This is a genomic window from Mycobacterium avium subsp. avium, from assembly GCF_009741445.1.
Classification (GTDB): Bacteria; Actinomycetota; Actinomycetes; order Mycobacteriales; family Mycobacteriaceae; genus Mycobacterium; species Mycobacterium avium.
Window position 1 is genome coordinate 365,016 of record NZ_CP046507.1, and the last position, 13,769, is coordinate 378,784.

Annotated in this window: 14 protein-coding genes; all 14 read right to left on the reverse strand. The window is 68.4% G+C overall.

Annotated elements, in window-relative coordinates:
* Window positions 1-672: an SDR family oxidoreductase gene (locus tag MAA44156_RS01795; protein ID WP_009974217.1), complete on the reverse strand. Its 672-nt coding sequence runs from the start codon at window positions 670-672 to the stop codon at window positions 1-3.
* A 58-nt stretch (window positions 673-730) separates the two neighbouring features.
* Window positions 731-1,234, reverse strand: coding sequence for a MarR family winged helix-turn-helix transcriptional regulator (locus tag MAA44156_RS01800; protein ID WP_009974218.1), 504 nt, complete (start codon window positions 1,232-1,234; stop codon window positions 731-733).
* Between the two features lie 66 nt (window positions 1,235-1,300).
* Entirely contained in the window at window positions 1,301-2,047 is a 747-nt protein-coding gene (locus MAA44156_RS01805) for an amino acid ABC transporter ATP-binding protein (RefSeq protein ID WP_009974219.1), read from the reverse strand.
* Window positions 2,044-3,852, reverse strand: a complete 1,809-nt coding sequence (locus tag MAA44156_RS01810) for an ABC transporter substrate-binding protein/permease (protein WP_009974220.1) — start codon at window positions 3,850-3,852, stop codon at window positions 2,044-2,046. Before MAA44156_RS01810 ends, MAA44156_RS01805 begins: the two co-directional genes overlap by 4 nt.
* A 50-nt stretch (window positions 3,853-3,902) precedes the next feature.
* Window positions 3,903-4,643: a GntR family transcriptional regulator gene (locus tag MAA44156_RS01815; RefSeq protein WP_009974221.1), complete on the reverse strand. Its 741-nt coding sequence runs from the start codon at window positions 4,641-4,643 to the stop codon at window positions 3,903-3,905.
* Window positions 4,644-4,761: 118 nt separating this feature from the next.
* Entirely contained in the window at window positions 4,762-5,541 is a 780-nt protein-coding gene (locus MAA44156_RS01820; protein WP_009974222.1) for an LLM class F420-dependent oxidoreductase, read from the reverse strand.
* A 16-nt stretch (window positions 5,542-5,557) separates the two neighbouring features.
* Window positions 5,558-6,472: an Rv0045c family esterase gene (locus MAA44156_RS01825; protein WP_009974223.1), complete on the reverse strand. Its 915-nt coding sequence runs from the start codon at window positions 6,470-6,472 to the stop codon at window positions 5,558-5,560.
* 23 nt (window positions 6,473-6,495) lie between these two features.
* Entirely contained in the window at window positions 6,496-7,704 is a 1,209-nt protein-coding gene (locus MAA44156_RS01830) for a DUF1214 domain-containing protein (protein ID WP_009974225.1), read from the reverse strand.
* Window positions 7,705-7,706: 2 nt separating this feature from the next.
* The gene (locus MAA44156_RS01835) at window positions 7,707-8,510 is read right to left on the reverse strand and encodes a sugar phosphate isomerase/epimerase family protein (RefSeq protein ID WP_009974226.1); all 804 of its coding nucleotides are present in this window, start codon (window positions 8,508-8,510) and stop codon (window positions 7,707-7,709) included.
* 1 nt (window position 8,511) lies between these two features.
* Window positions 8,512-9,681, reverse strand: coding sequence for a sulfotransferase family protein (locus MAA44156_RS01840; RefSeq protein ID WP_023880499.1), 1,170 nt, complete (start codon window positions 9,679-9,681; stop codon window positions 8,512-8,514).
* Window positions 9,678-10,805 (reverse strand): LLM class flavin-dependent oxidoreductase, encoded by a 1,128-nt coding sequence (locus MAA44156_RS01845; RefSeq protein ID WP_009974230.1) that lies wholly within the window; start codon window positions 10,803-10,805, stop codon window positions 9,678-9,680. Before MAA44156_RS01845 ends, MAA44156_RS01840 begins: the two co-directional genes overlap by 4 nt.
* Window positions 10,806-10,936: 131 nt before the next feature.
* The gene (locus MAA44156_RS01850) at window positions 10,937-12,043 is read right to left on the reverse strand and encodes an inositol-3-phosphate synthase (RefSeq protein ID WP_009974232.1); all 1,107 of its coding nucleotides are present in this window, start codon (window positions 12,041-12,043) and stop codon (window positions 10,937-10,939) included.
* Between the two features lie 59 nt (window positions 12,044-12,102).
* On the reverse strand, window positions 12,103-12,645 hold the full coding sequence (locus tag MAA44156_RS01855; RefSeq protein WP_003874738.1) for a PadR family transcriptional regulator: 543 nt from the start codon (window positions 12,643-12,645) through the stop codon (window positions 12,103-12,105).
* Between the two features lie 146 nt (window positions 12,646-12,791).
* Entirely contained in the window at window positions 12,792-13,676 is an 885-nt protein-coding gene (locus MAA44156_RS01860) for a DUF1707 SHOCT-like domain-containing protein (RefSeq protein WP_009974233.1), read from the reverse strand.
* Between the last annotated feature and the right edge of the window lie 93 nt (window positions 13,677-13,769).

Consider the following 13,769-nt stretch of genomic DNA (forward strand, 5'->3'; position numbering starts at 1 on the left):
CTACCGCCGGGCGGGCCGCAGCACCACCTCGTGCACATGCCCGTCGGGCGGGGTGGCCACCACATTGGCGACCGCGGCCGCGACGGTTTCCGGCTTCAAAAACCTGTCCGGGTCGTAGCTTCCGCCTTCGAACGCGATGAGCTCGCGCTGCATGCCGGTGTCGGTGCGACCCGGATACACGGTGGTGATCCGCAACTCGGGCTCGTCGTTGCGCAGCGAGTCGGCGAAGGCGCGCAGCGCGAACTTGCTGGCGGAGTAGGAAGCCATGCCGGGGGAGACGTTGCGTCCCGCGCCGGAGTTGATGAAAACCACCTGACCGCGGGCCCGCCGTAGCGCCGGCAACAACGCCAGCGTGAGCTCCACCGGTCCAAAGACGTTGACCGCGAAGGTGGCACGCCACTCGTCGACGTTCGAGTCGGCCACGTTGCCGGGTATCGACAGCCCCGCGTTGTGCACCAGCACGTCGAGTTCGTCCACGATTTCACAGGCCGCTTCGATGTCGCCGCCGTCGGTGAGGTCCAGCGGGAACGTGGTGGCACCGAGCCGCCGGGCGACCGCGTCGAGCCGGTCCGACGGCCGGCCCGCCAACAACAGGGTGTGCGTGGGAGCCAGCGCCGTGGCGATCGCCGAACCGATACCGCCCCCGGCGCCGGTGATGAGTGCATTGGGCATGCGGTGGAGTCTACCGATCCCGCATCGCCCGTCGAAAAGGGTTGAACTGCAGCCTGTTTCAGGCTTCCTTGCGTGCCGGGGGCACACCGGCGGGCCCGGACGTCGGGTCGCCGGAGGCGAGCCGCTCCAACGGCGCCAGCGCCTTCATCAGCGTGTCGAGGTCGGACGCGGGGAGCTGGCTCAGCATCGCCGCCAGCGCCGCGCGCCGATTGGCCAGGGACTCACCGTGAACGGCGCGGCCGCGCGGCGTGATGTCGACCAGCACCGCGCGCAGGTCGGACGGGTCGCGAGAACGCTTGACCAGCCCCACTTTCTCCAGTCGCCGGATCGCCACGGTGGTGGTGGGAGTCCGCACCCGTTCGTGCGCCGCCAGGTCGGTCATCCGGATCGGGCCCTGATCGAGCAGGGTGACCAGAATCGACAGTTGCGCCAACGTCAAATCCCCGGCCGCCGCCCCGCTGGGATCGCCCCGCCGCAGCATCGCAAACAATTTGGACAGCGCTCGGTGCAAACCTTCGGCGAGCTCGGCAACCTCGGCCGCGTTCGATTCGCTGTCTGCCATAAATCGGGAGTCTAACCCGATATCAGAGGCGTACAAGGGAGCCATTGCCCCGATGGTCGGTTCGGATCAAAGCACTTGGGACAGGAATCGCTGCAGCCGTTCGGTCGCGGCGGCTTCGAATATCTGCTCGGGCGGGCCCGATTCCACCACCTTGCCGTGATCCATGAATATCACCGCGTCGGACGCCGACCGGGCGAATCCCATTTCGTGGGTCACCACAACCATTGTCATGCCCTCGGCGCCGAGGTCGGCGATGAGTTGCAGAATTCCTTTGACCATTTCGGGATCCAGCGCCGAGGTCGCTTCGTCGAAAAACATCACCTGCGGCGACATCGCCAACGCGCGGGCGATCGCCACCCGCTGTTGCTGCCCCCCGGACAGCGTCGCCGGCCGGGCACCGGCCTTGTGTTTCAGGCCAACTCGGTCCAGCTGGGTCAGCGCCAGCTCGCGGGCCGCCTCGGCGGGCAGCCGCCGAAGTTTCCGCGGCGCCAGCGCCACGTTGTCCAGCACGGTGCGGTGCGGGAAGAGATTGAAATGCTGGAACACCATGCCGATGCGCTGGCGCAGCTGGTCGGGATCGTCGTGCAGCACCGACCTGCCGTCCAGCAGAATGTCGCCGCGGTCCGGCTCGTACAAGCGGTTCAGGGTGCGCAACAGGGTCGACTTGCCCGAGCCGGACGGCCCGATCACCGCCACGGTGCTGCCCGCGGGAGTGTCCAGATCGACACCGCGCAGCACCGCGTTGCCGTTGAGGGTTTGGTGAATGTCTTTGCACGCCAACGAAACCGACGCGCGGGAGGCGGGATTGCTCACGTGATCTCCTGCCCGAAGGTGAGCATTTCGGCAGGCTCCTCGGGGTCGACCGCGGCGCGGCCGCGGCGCAGCCGGGCGTCGATCATGTTCACCAAATGCGTCAACGGCACGGTCAATATCAGGTAGCAGGCGCCGGCGGCGACCAGCGGCGACAAGTTACCGGTCTCGGCGTTGAGGTCGCGACCCACCTGGAACAGCTCCCGCTGATCGGCGACCAGACCCAGGAAGTACACCAGCGCGGAGGCCTTCAACAGCGCGATGAATTGATTGACCAGTGCCGGCAGCACCCGCCGGACACCCTGCGGCACCACCACCAGTCGCATCGCCGTCGCATAGCTGAACCCCAGCGCGCGCGACGCTTCCAGCTGGCCGGGGTCCACGCTCTGGATCCCGGAGCGCAGGATCTCACCGATGTAGGCGGCCGCCATCATCCCCAGCGCGGCGATGCCGAGCGGGTAGGGATTGTTGTTCGTCAATCCGCCCACGATCGGCCCGATCCCGAGCCCGATGAGCAGGATGATCACCACTTCCGGGAGCCCGCGGAACACATCGGTGTACACCCGGGCCGGCCAGCGCAGCCACCGCGCATGCGAGATGCCGGCGACGGCCAGCACCATGCCCAGCACCAGCCCGATCACGCTGGCGCTGAAGGTCAGGATCAGCGTGTTGGGCAACCCGGTGCGCAACAACGTGGGGATGGCCTGCCGATACATGTCCCAGTCGAAGAAGGAGTCGCGCAGCTGCGCCAGCGTCGATTTCGGCGCCGCCGGTCCCACCGCCTTGTGATGCTGACTCGCCGCGATCGCCGCGAAGTCCGGCAGTTTGGGGGGCGCCACGGCCTGGGAGCCGGGTTTCCAGCCCGGGGGCAGGGTGCGGGGCACCCACTGCGAGTACAGGTTCGACCAGGTGCCGTCGGCGATGACGGCATCGAGGCCGGAGTTCAGCGCATCCACCAAGGGCTTGTTGTCCTTGGCCACCGCGTAGGCCACGAAATTGCCCGGGCTGATCGTGTTCGCCACCACCACCGCCGGATCGCCCGGCTGGATGGTGGTCGCGGCCTGACCGGCGGGCGCCACCCAGGCGTCGATCTGGCGGGTCTTGAGGCTGGCGTACACGGTGGCGAAGTCGGGATACTTCACCGGCTGCAGATGCAACGTGTCGACCACGTAGGACTCCTCGACGGTGCCCTGCACCACCCCGATGCGCTGCCCGGCGGCCAGGTCGGTGAATTCCTTGATCGCGGAACCGGGCGGCACCACCAGCGCGTAGTAGCCGAAGTCGTAGCCGTTGGTGAAGGCCACGGTTTGGCGCCGCTCGTCGGTGGCCTTGATCGACGACGACCCGACGTCGAAGCGGCGCGACGCCACCTGGGCCAGCAGCCCGGCGAAATCCGTGCCGACGAAACGGACTTGGAGGCCGAGCTTGCCGGCGATCGCGCGCAGCAGCTGGTTGTCGAAGCCGCTGTACTGGCCGGTGGGGGTGATGCACACGTTGGGCGGGGCGCCCGAGAGCGTCCCCACTGTCAACACCCCCGGGGTGCCCAGACCCAACGTGTCGATGCGCACCGAACTCAGCGGCTCGACGGTGGGCGTCGTGTGCTCGTCGGGCTGGCTCATGGAGCCGCCGCGGGTCAGGTTCTCGGGCAGCACGGCCGCGCTTTTCGGGCCGGCCGGCGCGCACTGATTCCGGTCGGCCGCCGCCGGCGGGGCCAGCAGCGCCGACGACCCGCACACCATCAGCACGGTCGCGGTCAGTGCGAGTAGCTTTCCCCGGCGCGTGCCGCGCCGGCCCACGAGCAAATTCATCACTGCTACCGTATCGACTGGTCGGCGGCGCGGCCCGCCCAGAGCCGGTGCTACAGGGCCAGCGACGCCCCGCCGCAGATGGTGTCCGCGTCGGCCAGCACCGGCAGCGGGCCGGCAACGACGCGGCCGGCATCGTCGGGCGGCGTGAACACCCGGCGGCGAAACAGCTCGCCCAGCATCGTCTGGGCCATCCGGTAGGAGCGCTCGACGCACGCCGCGCGCGCCGATTCGGGATCGCGCCGGTGAATGGCCGACGTCTCGTCCTCGTAGAACGGCAGCAGGTCGTCGCGACCGCCCTGATAGGTGGTCCAGAACAGGCGGGGAATCAGGTTCTGCGAGGCGCGGATGGTCGCGTGCAGCCGCGGTCCGGCGTATTCGTCGTTGACGGTGCGCCGGTACTCGGCGGCGATGTCGGTGAACGCGCGCGAATCCTTGGCGGTGCGCAGCGAGCGCAGCAGCGTGTCGAGCTCGCCGAGGATCCGCGGGGTGGGACTGGTCGCCGCGCGGGCCGACGCGATCCCGTTGAGCAGCCCGTCCAGTTCGTGGTGCTCGAGCACGGTGGCTTCGTCGAACCGCTCGACGAACGCGCCGCGGTGGTAGCGGGTGGACACGATGCCGTCGTGCTCGAGTTGCACCAATGCCTCTTGAATCGGCACCCGGCTGACTCCCAGGCCCACCGCAATTTCATTGCGGTCCACCCGGTCCCCGGTGCGCAGCTTCCCGGTCAGCAACAGGTGCAAAATGTGCGAAACAACCAGGTCCTTTTCCTTGACCCCGTATTTCTTCGGCATCTTTTCGCTTCAGTCTCTTTCACACCGAACAGCTCTGGCGCTGAGAGTTTCTCACGAATTAACGCACGCGTTCATGCGTTTGGCCGACGAACTCGGAACCGGACGCGGGCGGGCCCGCTCAGCGGCCGTCGCGCCATTTGCACAACGCCTCGGCGTCGCGGAGGTCGTAATCCGGGCCGTCGCACCCCACCGTCAGCAGGGTGACGCCGAGGCCGACCAGTGCTTCGGCATTGGCGAGCAGTTCGGCACCGCCCTTGACCGCCGCGGAACGCTCGATGCGATCCGGGTCGCGGCCGACGTCGGCGCAGTGCCGGGCGAGCACCTCCGACTTCGCCGGGTATTCCTCGGCGGAGGTGAAGCTGTGCCAGATGTCGGCGTGCTGGGCGACCAGCCGCAGCGTCTTGCGTTCCCCCCCGCCGCCGATCAGCACCGGGATGTCGCGGGTGGGAGCCGGATTCAGCTTGGCCAGCCGCGCCTCGATCCGGGGCAGCGCGCCGGCCAGGTCGTCCAGCCGGCTGCCCGCGGTGCCGAATTCGTAGCCGTACTCGTCGTAGTCCTTCTGCTTCCAGCCCGATCCGATGCCCAGGATCAGCCGGCCCTCACTGATGTGGTCGACGGTGCGCGCCATGTCGGCCAGCAGCTCTGGGTTGCGGTAGGAGTTGCAGGTCACCAGCGCGCCGATCTGGATGCGCGAGGTCTGCTCGGCCCAGGCGCCGAGCATCGTCCAGCACTCGAAATGCGCGCCGTCCGGATCGCCGTAGAGGGGGAAGAAGTGGTCCCAGTTGAAGGCGATGTCGACGCCGATGTCCTCGCAACGGCGCACCGCGTCGCGGATCTGGTTGTACTGCGGGGCGTGTTGGGGCTGTAACTGCACACCGATACGGATGGGGTGGGTCATAACGTCCACCGTAGGCTCAGCGCCCGTCGAGCACCCCACGCAGGATGTCGATCAGCGCGCGCGGCTGGTCGCTCTGCACGGAGTGCCCCGAGTTCGCCACCACGTGCGCGGTGCGGAAATGCTTTGCGCGACGGCTCAGCTCGGCCGCGTCCTCGTCGCTGACGAAGCCCGAGGAACCGCCGCGGACCAGGGTGACCGGCGCGGACAGGGCGTCGACGTCCGCCCACAGGCCGTCGAAGTCCGGGAATTTGCGGATGGCGTCGTAGCGCCACGTCCATTTGCCGTTGTCCAGCTTGCGCGAGTTGTGGAACACCCCGCGGCGCAGCGCCTTCACCTCGCGGTGCGGCGCCGCGGCGATCGTCAGGTCCAGCATGGCCTGGAAGCTGTCGAACTCGCGTTCGCCGTGCATCAGCGCTACCGTGCCCTGCTGCTCCTTGGTCATCTCGGAATGCCGTTGCAGCGCCGAGGGGGTGACGTCGATCAGCACCAGTTCCTTGACCAGATCGGGTGCGACGGCGCCCAGCCGGATCGCGGTCAGCCCGCCCAGCGACATGCCGACGACGAGGTCGGCGCCGGCGGCGTGCTCGCGCAGCATCGGCAGTAGGGCGTCGGCGTTCAGCTGCGGCGAGTAGTCGCCGTCCGCGCGCCAGGCGGAGTGTCCGTGTCCGGGAAGGTCGACCGCCAGCGCGGGCTCGCCGACGCCGACGATCACCGTGTCCCAGGTGTGCGCGTTTTGCCCGCCGCCGTGCACGAACACGATGCGGGGGTCGGTGCTGCCCCAGCGCAGCGCGCTGACTTTGGCGTCGCCGCTGCCCGATTCGACCCGGGCGACCTCGGGCAGGGGACCGGATACCCCGGCCTGCTCGACGTTTTCGTGCAACAGCGCGAATTCGGACAGGCCCGCCAGTTCGTCCTCAGATACGTCGGTCACGTTCTCGACCCTAGCCCCGGTGTCTACAGCACGTAGCGGCGGCGAATGCCGCGGAAGCGTTCCCACATCGCGTCGGCGCGCTGCGACGGCGTCACCATCACGGTGTCTTTCGGCAGGGCGTCGAGCAGCTCGTCGTGCCCGACCACCCGGGTGTCCAGCACGGCGGGTTCGCCCTCCAGCATGTGCCGGTAGGTCAGGTTGCCGCGCTCGAAACCCTGGGTGTCCAGCCAGTTGTGCACGCCGGGATCGCGATGGGCCATGACCAGCCGGATGCGTCCGTCGCCGTCGACGGTGGTGCGGCTCGGTGTGTAGCTGACCGGGCGGTACAGGTAGTCCATGCTGTTGAAGAAGACGCCCATGTTGGTGAACATCCACAATCCGGGGTGGGCGTCGAATTCGACGATCAGCGCCTCGTCGGGCGCCAGTTCCCAGTACATGTTGGCGGCGGCTCGACCGCGCTTGCCGTCGGCGTCGGTCGCGGCGGCCCGGGGGAAGGTGTTCGGGCTCTCGGCGTCGACCCCGCCGTGGCGGAACGGGTATTCCGGCCAGTCCGACATCAGCCCGGTGACGAAATCGCCCGCCCACCGCATCGCCTCGACCATTTCGCCGGGTGTGGGCAACGGTTTGGGGACGGCCATGTCGACGCGTTCGATGCGCAGCTGCGCGGGCGCTTCGTCCCAGCGGTCGAAACCCTGGCGGATGAACAGTTTTCGGGATTCGGGCGTGGTGGGCAGCCAGTTGTGCCCACGCTCGGCTCCGCCGACGTACAGCTCGAAGCGGCCGTCGGCGCCGACGCGGAGTTGCTGGCCGAACAGATTGGCCTGCGGTGTGTCGCCGAAGGGTTCATGCAGCACACCCTCTCCGGGCGTGCGCCGTCCCTGCACGGTGACGTTGAAGAAGCGCGAGGTGCCGCGGGTGCCGGTGATCCGGTAGGTGGACCGCCCGTCGATCCACGCCTGCTGGTAGGTGAAGTCGGCGCAGTCGCCGCCCAGCTTGCGGGTGGGGCCGCAGAAACTGTGCAGCACAGGATAATTGGTGTCGCGGGTCTCCAGGGCCAGATCGAAGGCCTGCCCGAGGTTTTGGGTCAGGAACCGGAAGGCGTCGACCCGATGCGGTCCGGAGGCCGGGTTGTGGTCTTTGAAGGCCCGCTCGCCCGCGCGTTGCAGCCGGGCGCAGAATTCGGTCCACGCCGCCCGCAGCGCCGCGTCGTGCGGGCCGTCACCGAAGGCCATGTTCACCCACCCAGCTTGTCCAGCATCGCGCCGACGACATCGCAAGCGCGGCGGGCGGATTCGAGCCGGCCCTCCCGCTCGATGCGGGGGCCGATGAGTTCCAGGTCGAAGCCGTGGGCGTAGCCCGTCGCGAGCGCCTGCGCGACGAACGCCTCGATCGGGATGGCGCCGTCGCCGGGCACGGCTCGGCCCGGCAGCGCGCGGTCGCCGAGCACGTAGTCGCTCAACTGGATGAGCGCGGTGCGCGGCAGCGCCCGCGGCAGCTGCGCCTCGAAATCCCCTTCGGCCCAACAGTGGAACAGGTCGATGCAGATTCCCAGGCCGCTCATCTCGGCCAGGGCGACGGTGTCGCGCAACGTGTGCGCGATGTGGATGTCGGCGTACAGGCTGGACGCGTTCTCGATCGCCAGTACCACGCCCGCCGCCTTCGCCCGCACGGCGCACGGCGCGACCATGGCGGCGAACCGCTCGGCGGCCTGCGGCCAGGTGAGCCCGGCACGGCCCCCGGTGAGCAGGTAGACGGTGTGCGCGCCTACGCTCGCGGCGGCGTCGATGACCGCAATCAGCGCCTCCCGGGCGGCGCCGGGGTCGCTGGTCAGGCGGCCACCGGCGAACAGGTGGTACACCGCTTCGACGGTGTAGTCGTTGCGCCCCAACAGCATTGGCAACTGCGGATCGAGCAGCTGGTTGTCCAGGATGCTCAGCCGGGACACCCCCAGCGCCGCCCAATGTGCTTGCAGCTCGGCCGCCGGCGCGCCATAGAACGTGACGTTGTGCACGGACAGCCGTTTGTGTGCGCCCGTCATCTCAGCCCCGGTTTTCGATCGGGACGCCGAACCGCTGCCGGAACGGCCGGAATTCGGCGTGCAGCGCGTCGAGGTCCTCGCCGATGTCGGTCAGCAATTGCGTGGAATAGCGGAATTTTCCGTACCGGTCGCCGGGGTTGTCGGCCAGGTAGGCCCGCATCGCCGACTCGGCCTCGGCCGTGAGCTCGCGCCCGCAGAACGCGTAATAACGCCGCACGGCCCCAACATGATCGGCGATGAAGTCGGTGTAGCGCAGGTGCAGGATGCGCGGATCGTCGACCAGGGGATTGGTCATCGTGTTGGCGATGCTGGCCCGGGTCATCTCGAGGTGCTTCTTCGCCTCTGCGTGCAGGTCGACCGCCCCGACCATGCCCTCGGCGATGTCGGCCATCATCATGGTGCGCGACGCGGCGACCTGGACGGGGTCGCGGTGCAGCCACACCATCCGCGCATCGGGGTAGGTGTCGAACAGCTCCTTGAGCCGAAACCCATGAAAGCCCTTCAGCACCCAATACTTTCGCGGCCTGTTGTATTGCAGCTGTTGCAGCATCGCCTTGTGCAGCCGGTACTGCGCGGCCGGGTCGGTGGGCAGGCCGGCGACCAGCGACTGCATCGGCACCCGCCACCACGCGGTGGGCGTCATCACCCGGAAGTCGAACGCCCAGGTGCGTTCGTCTTCGGGCAGGCCGTCGCCCAGCATGTCGTTGTAGGGGTGGCTGTGCAGCCACTTCGGCATCCTCGCGTTGATCTCACGCCAGTCGGCGTCCGCCCGCGCCCGGCGGTCGTCGTCGGGCCCCGCCAGCCCCGGCGGCGGCGACGGGTACATCACCTCCCAGAACCGCAACGCCCGCGCGTGCGGGTCGACCGACATCAGCGCGTGCATAAGCGTTGTGCCCGAACGAGGTTCACCGGTGACGAACATCGGCGCCTCGACCACCTCGGCCCCGATCGGGTAGCGGTTGCGGTCCTCGATGAGTTCCAGGCGGGAGGTCAGCAGCCAGCGACACACCTGCGCGGCTTCGAAGCGGCCGTCGGCGTCCAGCCCCAGGGCGTTCAGGTGTTCGACGGCGACGGTGAAGCGTTGCGGCAACGTCGGATCGCCGTAGTCGTGCAGCCCGGTCTCCGCCTCGGCGGCCGCGAGCATCTCGGCGGCGTCCAAAGGCGTTGTCACGACCCGTCTCTGCACAGCCGCATGAGTTCGTCCTCGGTGGCCCGCACGTTGGCCGCCGAACTCTGCGCGTGGCTCAGGCCGGCCATGGCGCCGTAGTCCAGGATCTTGGGTACCCGCAGCCCGGCGTCCACGTAGCTCTTGACGATCTTGGCGACCTGCTTGGGTGTGCCGTGCGGGACGACCGCCAACACCATCTCGGGTCGCACCCGGTGCAGGAACTCCACGATGCGGTCCCTGCCCAGTGCCGCCGGGTCGATGTCCTGGAATCCGCGCCAGCCATCGCCCATCGGGTGGTCAAACCCGAACTCGCCCAGGGTCTTCGCCGACACCTGCAGCAGGAACGCCTTGACCAGGGGAGCGCGCAGGATCTCGGCGAGGGCGTCGTCGTCCTCCCCGATCAGGCACACCTGGATGAAGCACGGGGTGATCGCCATCGGATCGCGCCCGGCACGCTCGGCGGAAACCCGTACCGCGCCGAGCATCTCGGCATAGTGCTCGGGTGTCCACGCCCCGGCCGGCCACCACCCGTCGGCGTACCGGCCGGCGATGTCGAGCATCCGGGGGCCGCTGGCGCCGATCCAGATCGGCGGCAGCCGGTCGTGGTAGGGCTCGGTGTCCAGGCGGGCCTGGTGCAGCGAGTAGAACTCGCCGTTGAAGTCGACCGGGCCGTCGGTGTCCCAGAGCAGCCGGATCACCCGCAGGGCTTCCTCGAAGCGGCTGACGGGACGGGCGAAATCGAAGCCGTAGGGCACGGTGTTTTCGCTTTCGCCGCTGCCCAGGCCGAGAATGAAGCGACCCTTGGACAGGTGGTCGAGGGTCAATGCGGTCTGCGCGAGCAGGGCGGGATGGCGGCGCACGGTGTCGACCACGGCGCTGACCAGCGGCACCCGCTCGGTCAGCACTGCCGCCGCGGCCGCGACCGCGAGCCCGTCCAGGTGCCGGTGCGGCGAGGCGGAGGCCGTGGCCAGATCGGTGAATTCGGGCGCCCAGATCGAGTCGGGCCAGAAGCTGACCATGTGGTCGGGCAGCCAGACGGAGTGGTAGCGCCCGCTGTCGAACTCGTCGAGCCGGGACAGGTCGAGGGGCAGCGTGGTGCGCAGGAACGCCGCGGGCTGAACGGTCATCGAGAGATGATGCTAAGCACCTGCACAGCGTTCTGTCGATGAATCGGCTCCAGCGACCGCGGGCGTAACGCCGTGGCGAAATCCGGCCGGGAAAATCGCCGTGGCGTTACGCCCGCGGATCGACGAGGCTGCTAGCCGCCGATGATGAACTCTTCGAGCTGGGTGCGCGCGACGTCGTCGGGCAGCTGCTGCGGCGGGCTCTTCATCAGGTACGCCGACGCCGGGATCACCGGGCCGCCGATGCCGCGGTCCTTGGCGATCTTGGCCGCCCGCACCGCGTCGATGATGACGCCCGCGGAGTTCGGCGAGTCCCACACCTCGAGCTTGTACTCCAGGTTCAGCGGCACGTCGCCGAAGGCCCGGCCTTCCAGCCGGACGTAGGCCCACTTGCGGTCGTCGAGCCAGCTGACGTGGTCGGACGGGCCGATGTGCACGTCCTTGGTCTTGAACTCGCGCTGCAGGTTGCTGGTGACGGCCTGGGTCTTGGAGATCTTCTTGGACTCCAGCCGCTCCCGCTCGAGCATGTTGAGGAAGTCCATGTTGCCGCCGACGTTGAGCTGCATGGTGCGGTCCAGCTGCACGCCGCGGTCCTCGAACAGCTTGGCCATCACCCGGTGGGTGATGGTCGCGCCGATCTGGCTCTTGATGTCGTCGCCGACGATCGGCACGCCGGCGTCGGTGAACTTCTTGGCCCACACCGGGTCCGAGGCGATGAACACCGGCAGCGCGTTGACGAACGCCACACCGGCGTCGATGGCGCACTGGGCGTAGAACTTGTCGGCCTCCTCCGAACCCACCGGCAGGTAGGACACCAGCACGTCGGCCTTGGCCTCCTTGAGCACCTGGACCACGTCGACCGGCTCGGCGTCGGACACCTCGATGGTGTCGGCGTAGTACTTGCCGATGCCGTCCAGCGTCGGGCCGCGCTGCACCGTGACGTTGGTGGGCGGCACGTCGGCGATCTTGATGGTGTTGTTCTCCGACGCGAAGATCGCCTCGGACAGGTCGAAGCCGACCTTCTTGGCGTCCACGTCGAACGCGGCGACGAACTTGACGTCGCGGACGTGGTACTGGCCGAACTTCACGTGCATCAGGCCGGGCACGGTGCTGTTCTCGTCGGCGTCGAAGTAGTACTGCACGCCCTGGACGAGCGAAGATGCGCAGTTACCGACGCCGACGATGGCGACTCGTACCTCCGACTGCGCGTCTTCCGCCTGCGGCGGTTGGTGATCACTCATACGGGCGTTCTCCTAACCTCTAACCTTCTGTCTGGGATGCTGGGTTTTCGTACCGGGATTTACGTTTGCTCGGAGAGGCCGGGCATCGCCCGCTCCGCAGCAATGAGCTCGTTGAGCCACTTGACTTCGCGCTCACTGGACTCGAGCCCCAATTGGTGAAGTTGGCGGGTGTAGCGGTCGAACGAGCTACTGGCCCGCGCCACTGCTTCGCGCAGACCTTCCCGCCTTTCCTCGACCTGGCGGCGGCGACCTTCCAGAATGCGCATCCGCGCCTCTGCCGGAGTCCGGTTGAAGAAGGCCAGGTGTACCCCGAAGCCGTCGTCGGTGTAGTTGTGGGGGCCGGTGTCGGCCACCAGCTCACCGAAGCGCCGACGGCCCTCGTCGGTCAGCTGGTAGACGCGGCGGGCCCGCCGGACAGGCGTCCCGGCCGGCGCGGCGTCCTCGGCGATCAACCCTTCGGCCTGCATGCGCCGCAGGGCGGGGTAGAGCGAACCGTACGAAAACGCCCGGAACGCACCGAGTAAACCGGTCAGCCGTTTGCGTAACTCGTAGCCGTGCATGGGCGACTCGATCAGGAGACCCAGGATGGCGAGCTCCAGCAATCGAATCACCCCCTCGAAAAGGATTTGCGTAGCTTGTTACGACGGTCCGACGCCTCGCGCAATCGTATCGTCTCGATATATTAGCCACAACACCACTCGCTGTTGGCTTGCAGTTCGTCACACCGGTCGGGCCGCGGGAGCCGCCGTTACGTGGGCAAATTCATCTGCTTGACGGTGCCGTCACCGGTGAAGGCGATGTAGCCGCCGCCGTAGTCGCTGGAGACGTACACCGACAGCGACAGCGCGCCGGGGGTCGTCGGGTCCGTCGCCGGTTCGACGATCAGGTAGCTGGTTTTGACGTCGGACGGTTTCATCCGCAGGGTTTCGGGGGCGCCGCGCATGATGCCCACCGCGGCGGTGACGTCGAATTTGCTCAAGTCCACCAGGACGGGACCGTCCGAGGAGCTCTTGGCCGAGCTGGTCGGATCGCCCCAGCCGCCGCGGTAGGTGTAGGCCAGCACCCGGCGGTCGTCGGACGGGTCCGGACGGTCCAGCGCCGCGTAGGTCGGGTAGATCACCAGCCGGTAGCCGAGGGTGCTGCCGAACCGTTTGCGCATCTGTTCGAGCAGCCCGGTCAGCCCGCCGACCGAGTGCAGCTGGGTCGGCGGCGTGAGCACCACGGCGTTGACGCCGTCGGGTTTGGCGCCGGGGTCGCTGGTGAAGTCCAGCGGCGAGCTGGTGTTGCCGTACAACCCCCAGCCGATGCCGATGCCGAGCAGCACCGACACCACGAAGGCGGCGGCCAGCGTCCCCCAGCCGCGCACCCGCCCCGACGGCGGTGACGGGTCGAGGGCGGGCGGCTGCGGCCCGGTTTGCAGATCGCACACCAGGGTCTGCAGGTCGCCCAGCGTCACCGCCCTGGTGGCCGCGCTGACGCGTTCCCGATGTTCCTCGGCGGACAGCTCGCCGTCGTTGAGCGCGTTGTCGAGGATGGTGCAGGTGCTTTGCCGGTCGCTGTCCTTGGCGCGGGTGCTCGCCCGGCCGGACGGCGGCGCGGTGCCGGCGGGTGGTGTCCCGAGCCATTTCGCCACGGGGACGATCGTAGAAGTCCGGCCGCGGTTCGGCGGGCGAACCACCGTCGGGCAGCGGGGCGCGACCGCCACGGTTTTGGTTGCGTATCCCCG

Excerpts from the sequence above, each read along its gene's own strand:
- MAA44156_RS01795 (WP_009974217.1), bottom strand. The coding sequence starts at position 672 with ATGCCCAATGCACTCATCACCGGCGCCGGGGGCGGTATCGGTTCGGCG.
- MAA44156_RS01815 (WP_009974221.1), bottom strand. The coding sequence starts at position 4,643 with ATGCCGAAGAAATACGGGGTCAAGGAAAAGGACCTGGTTGTTTCGCAC.
- MAA44156_RS01800 (WP_009974218.1), bottom strand. The coding sequence starts at position 1,234 with ATGGCAGACAGCGAATCGAACGCGGCCGAGGTTGCCGAGCTCGCCGAA.
- MAA44156_RS01810 (WP_009974220.1), bottom strand. The coding sequence starts at position 3,852 with ATGAATTTGCTCGTGGGCCGGCGCGGCACGCGCCGGGGAAAGCTACTC.
- MAA44156_RS01850 (WP_009974232.1), bottom strand. The coding sequence starts at position 12,043 with ATGAGTGATCACCAACCGCCGCAGGCGGAAGACGCGCAGTCGGAGGTA.
- MAA44156_RS01830 (WP_009974225.1), bottom strand. The coding sequence starts at position 7,704 with ATGGCCTTCGGTGACGGCCCGCACGACGCGGCGCTGCGGGCGGCGTGG.
- MAA44156_RS01820 (WP_009974222.1), bottom strand. The coding sequence starts at position 5,541 with ATGACCCACCCCATCCGTATCGGTGTGCAGTTACAGCCCCAACACGCC.
- MAA44156_RS01835 (WP_009974226.1), bottom strand. The coding sequence starts at position 8,510 with ATGACGGGCGCACACAAACGGCTGTCCGTGCACAACGTCACGTTCTAT.
- MAA44156_RS01845 (WP_009974230.1), bottom strand. The coding sequence starts at position 10,805 with ATGACCGTTCAGCCCGCGGCGTTCCTGCGCACCACGCTGCCCCTCGAC.